Source organism: Xenorhabdus kozodoii, from assembly GCF_002632875.1.
GTDB classification, from domain to species: domain Bacteria; phylum Pseudomonadota; class Gammaproteobacteria; order Enterobacterales; family Enterobacteriaceae; genus Xenorhabdus; species Xenorhabdus kozodoii.
In genome coordinates this window covers 70,949-88,666 of record NZ_NJCX01000021.1, presented here as the reverse complement: position 1 = coordinate 88,666, position 17,718 = coordinate 70,949, and the positions used below count along the sequence as shown (strand labels likewise).

Below are 17,718 nucleotides of genomic sequence, written 5' to 3'. Positions count from 1 at the left end.
ATAGCCACTCGCTATGCAAAAAATAGCGCGTCTTTTCTTGCCGCAGTGCAAATCCGTTGCCTTGTTCTTTGGCTGAAAATCTCATGACGACATCGTCTAGTCAGTTAGCCCCAGAATTTCGGGTTTAAGCACGGAGATTAGTCATCAACTTGTTGAAATAAAAAGTAATTTTAATGGTGTGTATTATGTGTATATAATAGATGCAAAACTTAAATAATCCAGTTAATGGGTAACGAATTACCCAGAAAAAGTATACAAATAAAGATGGAATAAGGTTATGTTATATCCAGCATTTGTCAAAATAGATCAAGATGGTAGCGTCAGTGGCTGGTTTCCTGACGTTGCAGGGTGTATCTTTGCTGGTGACACACTTGAAGAAGCACATTCTGATGCACAATCTGCGATCAATGCACATTTCGAGTTAATGAAAGAGCAAGAGTTGGAATTCCCATTTCCAAAAACCATGCAAGAACATCTTGCAGAAAAGGCCACTGAATACAAAAATGGGCAGTGGCTTTTAATTCCTGTCGATATGAGCCAATTCGAAGACAAAACAGAGCGGATTAATATTACGCTGCCATTACGTTTAATCAATCGCATTGATGCGAAAGTTAAGCAACATCCCGAATATGGTAGCCGCAGTGGATTTTTAGCCCTGGCTGCCCGTAAAGCACTGCAATAGATTGTGGAGAGCCTGCTAAAGCAGGCTCTTAGTTTAATGTTTAATGACATAAAGATCTTTCGTTGATATCATTCCCAGCAGATCGGCATAATAGCCACCAATATAAGGCTTAACCAATATCGCAGTGACATAGTAATAAACAGGGATAATAGGCGTATCATTTGTCAGAATATCGAGGGCATGTTGAAAATCCTCTTTTTTATTAGTTTCCCCTGCTTTGCGAAGGAAATTATCAAAATCCTTATTAGAATAAAATGAAGTATTATTTGTTTGGTTTGTTGTAAATATATTTAAAAAAGACATCGGGTTGTTATAATCACCAATCCATCCACCTCTAACGACATCAAATTTTCCTTGATGTTCGTTATCCAACATGACTTTCCACTCCTCAGTTTGTATATTAGCAATCACACCAAGATTCTTTTTCCACATCGAGGCCGTTGCAATAGCAATTTTTTTATATATATCTGATGCGTTATAAACCAAATCAAATTTTAGCGGGTTATTTTTATTAAACCCAGCTTCGTTCAATAGTTTTTTGGCTTTTTCGTTACGCTGAGCTTGTGTCCATGATGTATACTCAGGTTGTTTAAATTTAAAACCCCCAATTCCCGGAGGCAATATTGTATAAGCAGGAATTTGGCCTTGGGCGACAATTTTATTAGCAATAATATTTCTATCCAAGGCAAGACTTAGCGCTTGTCTAACCCGAATATCTTTAAATTTCGGTTTTCTATTGTTAAGTTCATAGTAATATGTGCTCAGCATCGGTGAAATATGAACTTGTGAATTTATATTTTTCTTTAATGAAGAAAAAAATTCTAATGGGATCGTGAATGTAAGATCAATTTCTCCGGCCAGATAACGGTTTAAATCTGATATATTTGATGAAAGTGGAAGGTAAGTGACTTTATCAATAACGGTATTTTTGTTATCCCAATAATAAGAATTTCTCACTCCAACAATTTTTTCATTCACTTTCCATTCCGCTAATTTAAATGCGCCACTTGAAACAAAAAATTCAGGTTGAGTCCACTTATCTCCATATTTCTCAACAACTTTTTCGCTAATCGGGGCTGTAATCGTGAATGCCAGCATCTGTAAAAAATAGCCAACGGGTTTCTCTAGCCTTACCTCTAATGTTGAATCATCCAAAGCTTTGACGCCAAGCTCCTCCACATTTTTCTTTCCGGCTAAAATCTCTTTAGCATTCACCACCGAAGCATCAACAAAATAGCTACCATATGGAGAAAGCGTTTTAGGATTTGTCAGGCGTCGCCAGCTAAAAACAACATCTTGAGCGGTGATTGGTGTCCCATCAGACCATTTGCTCCCTTTCCTCAAATGAAAAACCCACGTTTTATTATCCTTTGTTTCCCAGCTTGCGGCCAATTTGGGTATGATCTGCCCTTGTTTATCCGTACCCACTAACGTATCAAAAAAATCATTGATAATATTTAATGCTATATTACCTTCAACTTTATCAACATCCAGCGAAGCAGGCTCTGCACCATTGTTACGAACAATTTCTTGTTTTTCCGCCAATTGTGTGCCAGGTGGAATAACTGCGGCATAAGACAGTGTAATACTAAAAAATACACTACTGATAGAAAAAGCTAATATTTTAATTACTTTTTTGCTGATTTGATTTAACATGTTGTATCTCCTCATGACGGTAATGTAATTATTTCCCCCTCCATTTTATTTTTAATCCATATTACAGAATGACATTCCATTTATTACTCAATATATTATTTAGTGCAACTAAAATAATCTCTTATTGATAAATCTACAAGCATACATTCAAAATAAACTTACACATTTAATTTTAAAATCAATCAGATAAACAATGTAAATAAAATGCACACAAAAATAAAAAATTCACTTATAAAAACTAAACAAATATTATATTTATACCCGTCGCCTTTCAAGATGCGTCTTATATCTCCCCGCTACGCGGGGAGATATAAGCACTCTCATTGGCTTGCAAACTGAAACTTGAAGTTGGATTGGTATATAACATTGTGTTTATAACCATGTGTTTGTGTACAATAGTTTCAATCTTAAAAACAGAAGCAAAGGAGATAGTTAATATATTAATTGAATATTTTAAACCACCATAAGATGAAAAAATAAGATGATAATCATAACTATCTAAATCATCAGGAAATAGCAGTAAAATTAAAATAATAACCCTATACTTTACGGTTATTAGAGCCTATAAAAATAAAGCTCTAATAACTTATTTTTTAATGTTCTATAATATAAAGATCTTTTGTAAAATATTCACCTCTTGCATTAATATTAAACCCGCCCACATAAGGTTTAACCATATTATGGTTTACATAAAAATAAATCGGGATAGCAGGTAACTCTTTGGTTAAGATATCTGATGCCTGTTGATAATATTCTTTATTGTTATTAAGGCTTGCCTTTTCCACTAACTTATCAAACACAATATTTTCATACATAGATGTATTTTTGACTTGATTAGATAAAAATATCGTTAAAAATGTCATTGGACTATTATAATCAGCACTCCATGCTCGCCGGATAACATCAAATTTTCCTTGTTGCATATTATCTAACATCACTTTCCATTCTTGATTCTGCAAAACAGCCTTCACACCAAGATTTTTTTTCCACATTGAGCTCACTGCAATGGCAATTTTTTTATGCCCTTCCTGCGTATTATAAAGTAGATTAAACGTCAGTGGATTATCTTGATTAAATCCAGCTTCATTCAATAATTCTTTAGCTTTTGCCACCCGCTGTTCCTGAGTCCAGGAAGCATAATCAGGTTGTTCAAAATTAAAACCGCCTATATTTGGGGTAAGCATTGTATAAGCGGGTAATTGTCCCTGTCCCAATATTTTATTCACAATAATATTTCGATCTATGGCTAAACTCAGTGCTTGCCTGACTCTGACATCATTAAAGGGCAATTTTTTATTATTAAACTCATAGAAATAAACGGTGGCTTTAGACGAAATATGTACCTGATCAGGCAATGTTTTTTTCAATGATGGAAAAGACTCTGCGGCGATAGTATTGGTAATATCGATCTCCCCCGCCAGATAACGGTTTAAATCTGCTTTTTCCGAAGAGAGAGGCAGGTAAGTTACTTTATTGATCACCGTATTTTTATTATTCCAGTATTGGGAATTTCTGACTCCGACTATCTTTTCATTGACGACCCACTGAGAAAGTTTATATGGACCACTTCCTACAAAGACTTCTGGCCTGGTCCATTTATCACCATATTTTTTTATTGCCTTTTCACTTATCGGAAACATAACAGGGTGATTCAGCATTTGTAGAAAATCTCCGACAGGCTTATCCAGCCTCACTTCTAATGTTTTGTCATCCAACGCTTTTACCCCAAGTTCCTCCATTTTTTTCTTACCCGTCAATACCTGATTTGCATTCACTACAGAAGCATTTTCAAGGTAACTGCCATAAGGAGAAACGGTATCAGGATCAATCAAACGCTGCCAACTAAATACCACGTCATGAGCCGTAATGGGTGAACCGTCTGACCATTTGATTTCTTTTCTTAAATGAAAAACCCATGTTTTATTATCATGGGTTTCCCAACTGGCTGCTAACCTTGGCTCAATCTTGCCCTGCTGATTAACATGAATCAGTCCATCAAAAAAGTCGTTAATAATATTAAATTCAACATCACTTGAAACTTTATGTATATCCAATGAAGCCGGCTCTGCGCCATTATTACGCACAATTTCTTGTTTTGCAGCCAACTGTGTGCCTGGTGGTACGAAGGCAGCATAAGATGGTATGACGTTTGTTAATAGGATGCCCATCGAACAGGTAAGGATTTGAGTGAGCTTATTTTTCATTACGCCCGACATAATCTTTTTCATGTTTTAAGTCTCCATTAATGACTATTTTTAGTATTACATTACGCTGCCATTTTTATTTATGCTCTCAATTAACTTATAAAGTCATAAGAGCCTGCTAAAAAAGACTCTTATTAGCCAGTAAATTAATGTTTAATAATATAGAGATCTTTGGTCGGAATATTTCCCATCGAGTCAACATGAAACCCACCAACATAAGGTTTAACCAATTTCACCCGAACATAATAATAAACGGGAATAGCAGGCACTTCTTTATTGAGAATATCAATGGCATGTTGGTAATCAGCTGGATCGTTAGTTTCATCTGCCTTTAAAGTCCATTGATCAAATTCCTTATTTTGATATCCCATGTGATTATTCGTATTTCCCGACGTGAAAATATCTAGAAAACTGGTTGGGCTATTATAATCCGCATTCCATGCGTATCTCGTCACTTCGAAATCGCCTTGAGTCATACTCACAGTCTGTGTTTTAGATTCCTGATTGTATAAAATAACTTCCACACCCAAATTCTTTTTCCAGGCTGAGCTGGCAGCAATGGCAATTTTTTTATGCGCATCGGAGGTGTTATACAGCAGGGTAAACTTGAGGGGATGCTTTTCATTAAAACCCGCTTCATTCAGTAATGTTTTAGCTTTGGTAACCCGCTGTTCCTGTGTCCAGGATGCATATTCAGGTTGTTTTAAATAAATACCACCAGCCCCCGGAGACACCACATCATAAGCAGGTTTTTGGCCATTACCTAATACCTTGTCAGTGATAATATTTCTGTCCAAGGCTAAAGCTAACGCTTGTCTGACCCGAACATCATTAAAGGGCGGTTTTTGTGTATTAAATAGATAATAATAAACAGACATTATGGGCCTAACATGCAATTGATCACCAAATTTCTTCTTAACCGTTGGTAAAAACTCCGATGGCCCACCGTTAGATATATCAATTTCTCCTGTCATATAGCGGTTTAGATCTGCTTTATAATCTGATAATGGCAAGTAAGTGACTTTATTAATGATGGTAGCTTTATCATCCCAATAATAAGGATTTCTGACACCAACAATTTTTTCATTAACGACCCATTCGGCGAGTTTAAAAGGCCCATTGCTGACAAAATGTTGCGGCTGAGTCCATTTACTACTATATTTTTTGATAGCCCGTTCATTAACAGGAGACATGGCGGGATGTGCCAGCATTTGCAGAAAGTTCGCTTTTGGCCTGTCCAAAACAATTTCTACTGTTGCATCATCCAATGCTTTAACACCTAGCTCTTCCGGTTTTTTCTTACCAGTCAGTACAGCACGGGCATTCACGATAGTGGCTTGGATCAGGTAACTCCCGTAAGGGGAAATCGTGTCAGGCGTAACCAACCTTCGAAAAGAAAAAACCACATCATGGGCGGTAACCGGTGTACCATCAGACCATTTAGCCCCTTGTCTTAAATGAAAGATCCACGTTTGATTATCTTTGGTTTCCCAGCGTTCAGCCAAGGCTGGGATAATATTTTCTTCTTTATCGGTATCAACCAAACGCTCAAAAAAATCCCGCAAGATATCAAATTCACTGCTCCCCTCAGATTTATGCGGATCTAAAGAACTGGGTTCGGAAAAATTATTACGGGTAATTTCTTGCTTATCAGCTAATTGGACATTAGGGGGAACCATCGCAGCATACGAGAAAGTGACATTTCCCAGAATTAGGCTGACAGAACAAATGAATATCTTGGCTATTTTATTTTTTATTATTTTTACCAACATTTTCTGCATATTAGTCGTCTCCATGATTATTTTTACTATTAAATAATGAATTAATTCATATATACGCATTAAACTTCAAGTTGCAATTTACAACACGATATGAAACCTGATTTCTCCCCGCGAAGCGGGGAGAAATCACACGCATCTTGAAGTTAGATTGGTATATCAATAATGACTTATAAATATCATATAATATGTATATTATTTATTAAGTAACATGTTCGAGTAATTAAAACCACTATTAAATTTAAAATTTTTTTCTAGTAAATAAATACAACGTCTAATAATTATCGTTACACCTCTTATCTGGATCAAACAACAGTTACAGTATCTTTAATCTATTGGATTTATCCATGCTGCTCTGCGTTATCTTTTATCTCCGTCACATTAATTTGTATCAATATCCATAATCCGAACTTCAAAATGCCAAATAGGTTTTTATCATAGTGAGACACGCACAGTATGAGGCTCCCTGACTCTTCGCTACGCGAGGAGTCAGGAAGTGTCCGAAATTTTGGGATATCACAGATAAATAATTTGCCTGCCCTTCGCCTATGCAAAAGAGCAGGCATAAATACCATTGTATTCAGTGGCGTTTTATTTTTTATCCGTTAAATCAATTTGATAGATTGCAAAACCGTTATCATCATTTTTCAGGTACTTCATTGGATACTGTGCGTGTTCTTTAATAAATTTCGCTACTTTTTCCGATGGTGACGTTTCAAAACGGATATCTAATTTTTTATCTGTTTTGATAGGCAAGAATGACCAATTATTTTCAGCTTGGGTTGAAACAACCCCCTTATCTTTGGTGATCCTGGCAATGTAAGATGCCAAAATGGTGCGGTTTTCATCCGGTGAAGCAAACGCAATGTGATCTTCTCCGGTTCCGGCGAATTTACCACCGTAACCCCGATAGTTATTGGTGGCGATCAGGAAAATGGCTTTAGGATCAATCGGCTTGCCCTGATAGGTGACTTCTTTGATGCGGTTCGCCTCTTTATGGATAAGTTGACAATCTGTGTCGTATTTAGCCGGTTGAGTCAGATCTATCTGGTAGTGCACTCTCGTGATGGTGTCGAAATTATAAGTACGGAAACCATCCCAGTTCAGTAATTCCTGTGGCTTGGTGGAATTGGGATCAATTTGGTTAAACATACCCGCCGAGCACTCCAACCATTCAACCACATCCGCCCCCGTTGCTTTCACTACCACCAGCGTATTGGGGTAGAGATACAAATCAGCCGCGTTGCGGAAAGTCAGATCACCTTTTTCCACTTCTACAAATTCATCCGGCGCATTTTTACGCCCACCCGCTTTGAAAGGTGCGGCAGCAGCTAAGACTGGAAGCCCATCCAGATTAGGATCGCCCTGAATAAAGTGTTTGGTGTAATCTACCTGTGCATCATTGACGATCTGGACGGTTGGATCGCTTTGGATCAGAGCCAGATAGCTGTACATGTTGTCAGAGGCTTTACCAATGAATTTACTTACGAACTTTTGGGTGCCCTGATGATCTTTTTCGATGATGGATACCAGTTTATTATCGCGATCAACCAAGGCTTTCTTATGGGTTTTGTCATAAATAGGGCGGGCTTCCGCTTTGGCGGATTCGACTTTCCATTCCCCACTGTCGTTAGTGATCACCATATCGACCACCCCCAGATGATCCCCCCACTGCCCTGGCATAACGGCAGGAACGCCATTAATCGTTCCATTGGCGACATTCACTCCCTTGATACCGGCATAATCCTGACTTGGGAACACACCATGAGCATGACCAAACATAATGGCGTTAATGTCGGGAACTTCGCTCAGATAGTAAACCGAGTTTTCTGCCATCGCCTTATAAGGTTCCTGGGAGAAACCTGAATGGGGAATAGCGATAATCAGATCTGCGCCCTCTTTTTTCATTTGAGGAACGAATTTTTTTGCAGTTTCGGTGATGTCATTGACAACGACTTTGCCACCGAGATTAGCTTTGTCCCAAATGCTGATTTGGGGTGGCACAAAACCGATATAACCAACCTTAATGGTGTGTTCTTTACCCTCGCGATCTTTAACCGAGGTATCAACGATAATATAAGGTGTAAAGTAGTTTTTGCCGGTTTTGGCATCAATGATATTCGCATTGATATAAGGGAATTTGGCGCCGGCAATAGCCTGTTTCAGATAATCCAACCCAAAGTTGAATTCATGGTTACCGAAGTTACCTACGGTATAGTTCATGGTATTCATCAGCTTGTAGGCGGGATGAATTTCCCCTTGTTGCAACCCCTTTGCCACGATGTAATCCGCAAGCGGGCTGCCTTGGATCAAATCACCATTATCGACCAAGATCGCGTTGGTTGCTTCCGCTTTAGCTGCTTTGATTAAGTTCGCAGTACGAACCAAACCAAATTGGTCTGTAGGTTTATTTTTAAAGTAATCAAAATCCATCAGATTGCTGTGAATATCCGAGGTTTCCATCACCCGCAGATCAACGGTTGCCGCGTTTACATTAAATGCCACCAGCATCGCTAAGGTTGACATTTTCAACACATTTTTCATCTCTACGCCCCTTTATAGAATGAGATGGGAGAGCCAAAAAGCGATCCCCCTATGAAATTTTACTTCAGTGCCAGGCGCTTTTATGATGCGCGTTATTGTTGACAGGAATTGGGTGTTACTGTTGAGGCCACAACCAAGCCGCACCACGCACACCACTGGAATCACCATGCACGGCTTTTCTGATTGGCGTTGCACACTCACCACCAAAAACCCACTCTTTGACTAAATCGGGCAACGTCTGGTAAAGGCGATCAACATTGCTCATTCCACCACCGAGTACAATCACATCTGGGTCCAATAAATTAATCACCTGTGCCAGCGCTCGCGCCAACCGCCTTTCATAACGACGCATCGCCAACTCTGCGAATTCATTCCCCTCGGCCAAATCCGCGATGATTTCATGACCTTTTTTTTGCACTCCACTCAAGCGAAAGTAATCCGTCATAAATCCCGTGCCTGATACAAATGTTTCGGTGCATCCTGGTTTGCCGCAAAAACAGCGTACTTCATCCTGATATAAGCGATCTTCCTCCTCCATCCACGGTAGTGGATTATGTCCCCACTCCCCGGCCAATCCATTGCCACCGGCATGAACCCGTCCCTCAAATGCAATCCCTGAACCACAACCCGTTCCAATGATAACGGCAAATACCATTGGCATTCCTTCACCTGCACCATCAGTGGCTTCCGATACCGCCAGACAATTGGCATCGTTGGCGATACGCACTTCACGCCCCAGCAAAGCAGCTATATCCTTATCCAATATTTTTCCATTCAGCCAAATGGAGTTGGCATTTTTTACTTTTCCGGTAAAAGGCGAAATTGCGCCAGGAATGCCAATCCCCACCGTTCCTTGCTGGCCGGTTGCCTGTTCCGCATCGGTAACCAACTCCGCAATGACCTCCAATGTTTTCTGATAGTCATCGCGGGGAGTACCCACCCGTTTGCGGAATAACTCTTCCCCCTGATCGCCTAATGCAATCACTTCAATCTTGGTTCCACCGAGATCAATTCCTATACGCATAGCTGACTTTTCCTATTTAGCAGGACGATGCTTTTCATTATATGAAAATGAGGACGTTATTATACGAGACGAATGAAGTTCTAGGGCTTCGTCACATGATTCGCTATTATGCCCCCTTATGTTTTAAGATGACTTTTGTCACGATACGCAACAATATGGGGTAACTGCATGTTATGGTTCAAAAATTTAATGATTTACCGTTTAAACCGAGAGATCGCCTTTTCGGCAGATGAACTGGAAAAACAATTAAGCCCATTGGCATTCACCTCATGCGGTAGCCAAGATATGATGAAAACGGGTTGGGTTTCCCCAATGGGCTCCCACGGTGAAGCATTGACCCATGCTTGTGGCAATCAAATCCTGATCTGCGCGCGTAAGGAAGAAAAAATCCTGCCTTCCCCGGTGATCAAACAAGAGCTACAAGACAAAATAGCCCGTCTGGAAGGCGAACAACATCGTAAGCTGAAAAAAACCGAGAAAGATTCCCTGAAAGATGAAGTGATCCATACCCTGCTGCCGCGAGCATTTAGCCGTTTCAGCCAAACCTATATTTGGATCGATACCGTCAATCATTTGATCATTGTTGATGCGGCCAGCGCAAAACGCGCGGAAGACAATCTAGCACTGCTGAGAAAAACATTGGGATCATTGCCCGTCGTCCCTGTGACTTTCACCGATCCCATTGAGTTAACGCTAACCGAATGGGTGCGTTCAGGCAATCTTCCTGCTGGTTATGCCCTGATGGATGAAGCTGAGCTAAAAGCTGTTTTGGAGGAAGGGGGGGTGATCCGCTGTAAGAAACAGGATTTGCTATCGGACGAAATTGCCGCCCATATTGAATCCGGCAAACATGTCACTAAGTTAGCGCTGGATTGGGAAGAGCGCGTTCAGTTTATATTGTCAGACGATGGCACTCTTAAACGCATTAAATTCAGTGAAACTTTACGTGAGCAAAACGATGATATCGATCGTGAAGACGTCGCCCAGCGATTCGATGCTGATTTTACCTTAATGACAGGGGAACTCAGTGCGCTGATCAAAAATATGATCGATGCATTGGGCGGCGAAGCCGAAAGATAATAGAGCAAATAGGCGAACTGCCTTAACAATTAATGATATTAAGGCAGTTCTACAAGAAAATACACACGGTTTTCCACCCAGTGTATTTGGTTAACACCCATCTAATTACAATTAGAAGCGATAAACCAAGCCAACCCCAAAGACATCATCAGTATTAATCTTCGTTTTCTTGGTGAAATCATTATCTTTCAATAAATTGAATTGATATTCAGCATACGTACCCATATTTTTGTTGAAATCATAGAAGGCACCTACTGAAACATATTTCACCAAATCCTCAGATCCTTTATCTGTCAGTATGCTCTTTTCAGCCAGGTCATTACCCAGATCTTTGCCTTTGGAATAAACAAAACCAATAGATGGGCGCAGGCCAAAATCAAACTGATACTGGGCCGTCAGTTCAATATTTTGGGTTTTGTTGGCAAACATCGTGTAATCATCCACGGAACTCCCAAATCGGGTCAGGTTATGGGTTTCACCATACATGGCAGCCAGATAGACGTTATCTTTGTCATATTTGGCAGAGACAATCCATGCCTCGGCTTTATTCCCTTTTGCCAAAACGTTAACTTTATCTCCCCCCAGTTTCTGAGCCAAGGTTCGATTCGAGTTACCGTATGACGCCCCAATGTTAAAGCCATTCCCAAAATCATAGCTGCTGGAAAGGCCAAAACCATCACCATTTTGCTTGGCAACATCGCTGCGGCTATTGCTGGTGCCGCCATCATTTTTAGCTTGGTATTGCAAGGCAAAATTCAGCCCATTCACCAAACCAAAAAAGTCAGTGTTACGGTAGGTTAATAGCCCTGTTGAACGCCCCATCAGGAAGTTATCGGTTGCAGCCATGGAATCACCGCCAAATACTGGCAATGCATCGGTCCATGAGTTGGCATCATAAACCACGCCATAGTTACGCCCATAATCCAGCGAACCGTATTCGTCAAATGTCAGCCCTGCGAAAGCCAAACGTGTTCTGGTGTTAGCCCCACTCTCCGCTTCTGTGCCATTGGCACCCATATTGAATTCCCAACGCCCGAAGCCAGTTAGCGTATCGGTAATTTGGGTTGAGCCTTTAATTCCGATACGGCCGACAGAACCATCACCAGACTGGCCATCTGATTTGGAGAAAGTTCTTTGCACATCTGCTTTTCCATATAAATCTATTTTATTACCATCTTTATTATAAATTTCAGCGGCATTTACTGCTCCCGTAATGAGAAGGACCGGAATTGCCATTGCTAGTGCGTTGCGTTTTATCATTATCATCATCCTCAATCAGTCTTGTTATTATTTAGCTACCGCCAACATATCCATATTCCAGAAACAACGTTCACTGGAATAGTAATTAATGGGTTAGGCGGAGTGTTTTACTCTTTTTGGTTAATTGAATGTTAAATTTGTAACAAGCAATGACGATACTAAGATCTAACGTCCCCTTTTGCTAACAATAATTAGCAAAAAATGCCATATTGTGATAAATATCACATTACAGATATTCCCTATAACTTAACAGTATTATTTATGACAATAACTTATTAAAAACAGTGAATTATAAATAATAAATGACGTAATAAAAATAGAGCCTTCCGCGACAATAAATCAGCTAAGTATAAAAAAAATTTCAAAATTGTAGGGCACTTCCTTACTCTTCACACCGCGAGGAGTAAGGGTTTTACTGAATTAAAGTATCTCACTATCATTAAAATCTATATATAAATTTGTATTTCTTACGAATAATTATAATAGATTAGGTAATAATTATGATTCAATATTGTTGACAATCACTCAGGAGTTCTGTATTTGGTGAAATGTGATTGAATTATTCCATTTAAACTTAAATCGGTCTGTTCTGTTTATTAATGGGATCACGCCAGCGCGGTAAAAATATTAACAACTTATAAGGTGCTAAAATGGCAGAAAATTATTCACGACCACGAGGCCGCCCCGCAATTCCAGAGCAAGAAATACGCCAAAAAATTCACGACGTCACCTTTCTACTTCTTATTAATCAAGGTTATAACAAAACAACCATGGATGTGGTTGCCAAAAAAGCGAGTATTGCCAAAAAAACGCTCTACCGTTTTGTCAAAAATCGGGAAGATCTGCTTGAACAAATTGTTATGCGTTGGGAAGAGCGTTTTTTTCCCATTTTAGAGGGGAAAGCCAATAATTATCAGCAATTGGTGGAGTTATTAACACTCTATTTAGCTGAAATGGCAGAAAAATCCTTATCTACGGAAGCGGTAGGATTATTTAAATTATTACAATCTGATTTTCCTTATCGTGAAGCACTACTGGTTAAATATCAGCAAGGGGGGATTGAAAGAGGCAAAAATAGGTTGGCGAATTGGCTTGAACACCAATATCAACAAGGGCTACTGAAAAAAATGGATTTTCATATTATCAGTGAGCTTGTCATCTCGATGGTCATTGCAGAGCCACTCAGACAAATGGCTCTGGGTATTCTTCCACCATTGCCAGAAACCGATATTACCCCCCGTATCACCGCAGCGATGACTTTGCTTGAATGTGGGTAATATTTATTATCATTAAGGCTGAGAAATAAATTCTCAGCCTGGATGCCTACACTTCTGTCTCTGGCTTTTATTAATGACGAAAAAATAATAGTGTTGATAGAGTTCCACCATTTCTAACTGTGAAATGCTAAGCCAGGCACCTCCCTTTCTATTCACAACATTAAATCGTTATGATAAACGAAGTTACCTTAAATTTTCGTAATAAAACACAGAGTATGTATGATAGGAAAAAAGCCAGTAATGAATACACTATTATATAAGCATATATATTTACGTAATAAAATTTCTTTAACAAGAATTCATGGATAAAGTCATTGTGTATCTCAACGACAAAAATATTGTGAACGAGATAAATCCCCAGTATATTTTTACTGATGTCTGCTGTTATGCCGGATATTTTACTTACATTTAAGTTAATCAAGAATAAAAATAAACATACGGATGAGGCCTGAAGGAAAACATTATAAAATTTCCCATAGAAGAAATTCATCCCTGTTCTGACTGATATCAATGACAGAAATATCAATGAGATAATGGATAATGCCAACAGAGTGATATGTTGAAAGGAGAAAGATTTTATTTTAGGATTCGTAAGGCCTATATACCCGCCTATCAGAAAGCTGAGAAGCCCTTGAACCTGAAATGGGAGTAAAATATTAAAGGGCACAGCGGAAAAGTTATATTTGTAATCTGTCAATGCATTCAGCAATGTAAAATTAGCAATAATAAACATGATAAATATTATCTTTACAATCCCCTTGGCATTCCCTAAATTAAATGAATTTCGTATTAATGGGGTCAATATATAAAGAGCAATTATTGCAAATATAAACCATAAATGAGTGGCATCGGATATAAACTCGCTAACATTAACATAACTTAAAAAACTGACAACAGAAACGGTGGTGAATTTACTAATAAAGAAATTATCATAACAATAATAAAAGGCCAACCAAAACAATAATACAACTACTATTTTCTTTACCTTATTAACCACATAATCTGTTTGGTTTTCATGTTTATTATTTAGCAAAAAATAACCACTACACATAAAAAACAATGAAACACCCAACTGGCCTGTTTGCCTGTAAAAATACAAAATTACGTCATTATCATGACGTAATAAAAAGAACAATGTAACATGGGATACGACAACGAAAAATATAGACATTATCTTTAATAAATCTATAGTCAGAATTCTCATTCAAAATACCTCTTAAATTGATAACATAAAGTTTGCAATTTTAGGCGCTATTTTTTCCATGCCTATTTTTGAAGGATGCAGTCCATCGGATACAGTACCTGAGCTATTGCTCGTCATGATATCTATATTTCCTTCATTAAAACCGGCATTTTTCAATAAATCCAGATACGGGATAGAATATCTTTCGCAAATTTCCCGGCAAACATTGCAATAATCAGACAAATAGTATCCTTTCAGATTTTTTTCATTCATTCCTCTTTTTATTGAGAGCGGCGTTGTGATGATGAACCCTATCCTTGATAATGGGTATTGCTTTGTCACGCCTGCCAGCAATAAGTGCATGGCGCCAATAAATGTTAATGAGGTTTTATCGTTACGGTCACCTATTTCTATCCCCCCATGAGAACCAAAATCATAACCAAAATCGTTAACCCCTCCCCATAGGGTAATGATGTCTGGATGGTTTCCCATTTCTTTATATCTCAAACACATAGCAGAGCTATCATCTTTATCTTTTTGAGCTATACATGTTCCCCCAATACCGTAATTGACAAATTCTCTCAAACCTAACATTTCAGTCACGATAGGTTGATACCACCCTCTTTCTGTTATGCTATCGCCGAGTGAGAACCAAACTTGCCCCGCCAAATGAGATTGAATATAAGACATTTCTTTTCCTTTACTTTTTCTGGAATGATAATCTGCTCGTGCCTAGAGGTATCCTTCCCAGGGAAAAGGACACCCACATCATCGTCTTTATCCGCATTAAAGAAATTAGCAGTTAAATTTGTTAAATTTTGTGTGCAACTTATCATTTTGTTATTAATTATAAATATTACTGATGAATTTTTGGTTAATAATTAATCGAGATATTGAAGGGTTTCTGTCTCTGGGGTTATCGACTGGCGCAAATTTTTGTCACTCGATCGGTGACCACTGTGCTTTCCAACCGAGTGGGTTGTCCTATAAAAATCCCAGCCACATCAGTCATTATGTTTCTGGGAATAACACCATTTAGTGGTATTTATATTCAGCTAAAATATTTCGAAACCTTTCAAAATCAGTGAGCTTACCAAGCGCACCAATAACCCCATCACGATTGAATATATCCAACAACGCATCATAACTTTCAGCAAAGTACGTTCTGTCTACCTGATTGATTGCACTTAAAAATACGACATGCACCCGTTCATCTTTTCCCCAGCGTATACCTTTTGGGGTTATGACGATAGCGATACAGGTTTTCACCGCATCCAGTTTCATTGAGTGCGGTAACGCCAACATGCCAAAAGCTGTCGAAGAGGCATGCTCACGCTCATACACATTATTGATAAAATCAGCCTCAACATAACCTTTCGCTAACATTTTCTGGCAGATCATGTCGATAAGTTCATCCCGATTACGAAAATTGGGATTAAAGAAAAAAAGTTCGGGGTCAAAAAACAGATCCATATTTCGTATTAATGTTGCCCATTTTCGATTTGCATTAGCTATATCAATTTTTTCCATTAATTCAGCATGGTTATCCCTTAAATAGAAAGGAGAAATATAGACTGTTTCATAATCGCGTTCTGGAGAAAAATTTATCGTTGTAATCAATAATTCAAACTCCATACCGTCCAACTCTGAAGGCTGAGAAATGACCTGAATAATGTTAATTTCATCACCAAAATCACGTAATAGTTGATGATAAATTTTATTTTCAATTCCTCGATAACTCGGACACAGAAGCACAGCTCTAACTTTGGTAATATTTCTTGTTTGTCTCTCAAACTCCGCACCAACATGTAATGCAATGAAAGAAATTTCATCTTCATTCAATTTATTATTAAAATATTTATTTAACTGAAAAGAAATGAAGATAGCAATATCAAAAACAATCCTGCATTCCTTTTTGATTATTTCCAACATGGGGTTTTTAGTATAGATTTTATGTTTTAGCCTTGTTTGTAGATTGGATAAATGTAAGGACAGTAAAGAAATAAAATCATCAGATGCTAAATCAATCAGATAATTTTCTTGCACAGACTCAGCCAGTTGCCGAGTAAATTGATAGAGTTTAGCACCAACTGAATCAATAACTTCATTATCTACCTTATTAAAATTCGTGTTGGTTTTCAAAAAAAGGTAGCAAGATTTTCTTTCATTTTCAGGAATAATTATTCTAAAGCTGCATTGAATTTTGTCGCATAACTCATCGGAGATCAATTTTAAGCTGCTATTTTCTATCGATAATGCCTGATTTTCTAAAAGTTTCCCCTTCTTCAATCTCTCAATCAGTATCAGGAAATGTAAGACCAGGTTAGTATGAGAAAAATCACTAAGATACAACTCCCATTTATCAAAAACACGTGTAATTATTTCAATAACGTTGTTGACTTGTTTACTCCCAAATATTTTTTCCAATACTTTGGCGTCAATGAAACGATAGTTTGTTTGTTCAAAGATCGCGTCAGAAACTAACTTTCTTAAATCATGTTCAGCGCCCACAATTTCAATCTGACTGTTTTTACAGAGAAATTTCACATTGAAGCGTTGAAATGATGTATTCATTTTATATACCAGTGCCTTTAACGTCGAATCACTGATACATAAATCATTACTGAGATCATATATATTACTGCTTCTCTTAAATAACAAAATCGCTTTGATAACAAAGTGCGCCCTCTCTTGATACGTTTTGGGTAAATGGCTTTTCTGATAACATAACTTATTTACTATATCTCGTAATAATGAATTGTGTGAAACTAAGTATCCTTGTCGGCTAGCAATAATAATTTTTTGTTCATGCAAGCCATTAATATCTGCAACATAATTTTTTACAGTTCTTATTGATACCGCCAATATTTGAGATAATTTCAATGCTGAAACAGGTGCATTTTGAGTTAATAAATAATCTAATAACTCTTTCTGTTTAATTCTGAGCATAAGAACACCTATAAAATAAAAACAACGACTTCATACTAATATTAATGCTTCCATTAAAAAAATAAGGAGTTGCCCTCTACA

At 38.1% G+C, this 17,718-nt stretch carries 12 protein-coding genes and 1 pseudogene; 4 read left to right on the top strand and 9 right to left on the bottom strand.

Annotation, left to right across the window (positions count from 1 at the left end):
* Positions 1-87: pseudogene (locus Xkoz_RS14410) on the top strand (IS5/IS1182 family transposase); the annotation flags it as partial.
* A 190-nt stretch (positions 88-277) separates the two neighbouring features.
* Entirely contained in the window at positions 278-682 is a 405-nt protein-coding gene (locus Xkoz_RS14405; RefSeq protein ID WP_099142825.1) for a type II toxin-antitoxin system HicB family antitoxin, read from the top strand.
* Between the two features lie 33 nt (positions 683-715).
* On the opposite strand, the gene Xkoz_RS14400 is transcribed toward Xkoz_RS14405, so the two are convergent.
* The 5 genes from Xkoz_RS14400 to mak all read right to left on the bottom strand — a co-directional run bounded on the left by Xkoz_RS14400 (position 716) and on the right by mak (position 9,888).
* Positions 716-2,338: an ABC transporter substrate-binding protein gene (locus tag Xkoz_RS14400; protein WP_099142824.1), complete on the bottom strand. Its 1,623-nt coding sequence runs from the start codon at positions 2,336-2,338 to the stop codon at positions 716-718.
* A gap of 593 nt (positions 2,339-2,931) precedes the next feature.
* Entirely contained in the window at positions 2,932-4,566 is a 1,635-nt protein-coding gene (locus Xkoz_RS14395; protein WP_099142823.1) for an ABC transporter substrate-binding protein, read from the bottom strand.
* Positions 4,567-4,688: 122 nt separating this feature from the next.
* On the bottom strand, positions 4,689-6,323 hold the full coding sequence (locus Xkoz_RS14390; RefSeq protein ID WP_244183481.1) for an ABC transporter substrate-binding protein: 1,635 nt from the start codon (positions 6,321-6,323) through the stop codon (positions 4,689-4,691).
* A gap of 588 nt (positions 6,324-6,911) precedes the next feature.
* A complete protein-coding gene (locus tag Xkoz_RS14385; RefSeq protein WP_099142822.1) occupies positions 6,912-8,864 on the bottom strand; it encodes a bifunctional 2',3'-cyclic-nucleotide 2'-phosphodiesterase/3'-nucleotidase in 1,953 nt (650 codons plus the stop codon).
* A gap of 115 nt (positions 8,865-8,979) precedes the next feature.
* Positions 8,980-9,888: a fructokinase gene (gene mak, locus Xkoz_RS14380; protein WP_099142821.1), complete on the bottom strand. Its 909-nt coding sequence runs from the start codon at positions 9,886-9,888 to the stop codon at positions 8,980-8,982.
* A gap of 168 nt (positions 9,889-10,056) precedes the next feature.
* On the opposite strand from mak, the gene rdgC reads away from it, so the two are divergent.
* Entirely contained in the window at positions 10,057-10,968 is a 912-nt protein-coding gene (gene rdgC, locus Xkoz_RS14375) for a recombination-associated protein RdgC (RefSeq protein ID WP_099142820.1), read from the top strand.
* A gap of 111 nt (positions 10,969-11,079) precedes the next feature.
* Here the strand turns inward: rdgC and Xkoz_RS14370 are convergent, their stop codons facing one another.
* Positions 11,080-12,228, bottom strand: a complete 1,149-nt coding sequence (locus tag Xkoz_RS14370) for a porin (protein ID WP_099142819.1) — start codon at positions 12,226-12,228, stop codon at positions 11,080-11,082.
* Between the two features lie 650 nt (positions 12,229-12,878).
* Between Xkoz_RS14370 and Xkoz_RS14365 the strand changes: the two genes are divergently transcribed.
* Positions 12,879-13,505 carry a TetR/AcrR family transcriptional regulator gene (locus Xkoz_RS14365; RefSeq protein WP_099142818.1) on the top strand — a complete coding sequence of 209 codons (627 nt, stop codon included), beginning with the start codon at positions 12,879-12,881 and terminating at the stop codon, positions 13,503-13,505.
* Positions 13,506-13,665: 160 nt separating this feature from the next.
* On the opposite strand, the gene Xkoz_RS14360 is transcribed toward Xkoz_RS14365, so the two are convergent.
* From Xkoz_RS14360 to Xkoz_RS14350, 3 genes are all read right to left on the bottom strand, one after another.
* Complete coding sequence (locus Xkoz_RS14360; protein WP_099142817.1) at positions 13,666-14,709, bottom strand: acyltransferase; 1,044 nt, start codon at positions 14,707-14,709, stop codon at positions 13,666-13,668.
* 12 nt (positions 14,710-14,721) lie between these two features.
* Positions 14,722-15,378, bottom strand: a complete 657-nt coding sequence (locus tag Xkoz_RS14355; protein ID WP_099142816.1) for an SGNH/GDSL hydrolase family protein — start codon at positions 15,376-15,378, stop codon at positions 14,722-14,724.
* Positions 15,379-15,723: 345 nt separating this feature from the next.
* A complete protein-coding gene (locus tag Xkoz_RS14350; protein ID WP_099142815.1) occupies positions 15,724-17,637 on the bottom strand; it encodes a BglG family transcription antiterminator in 1,914 nt (637 codons plus the stop codon).
* Between the last annotated feature and the right edge of the window lie 81 nt (positions 17,638-17,718).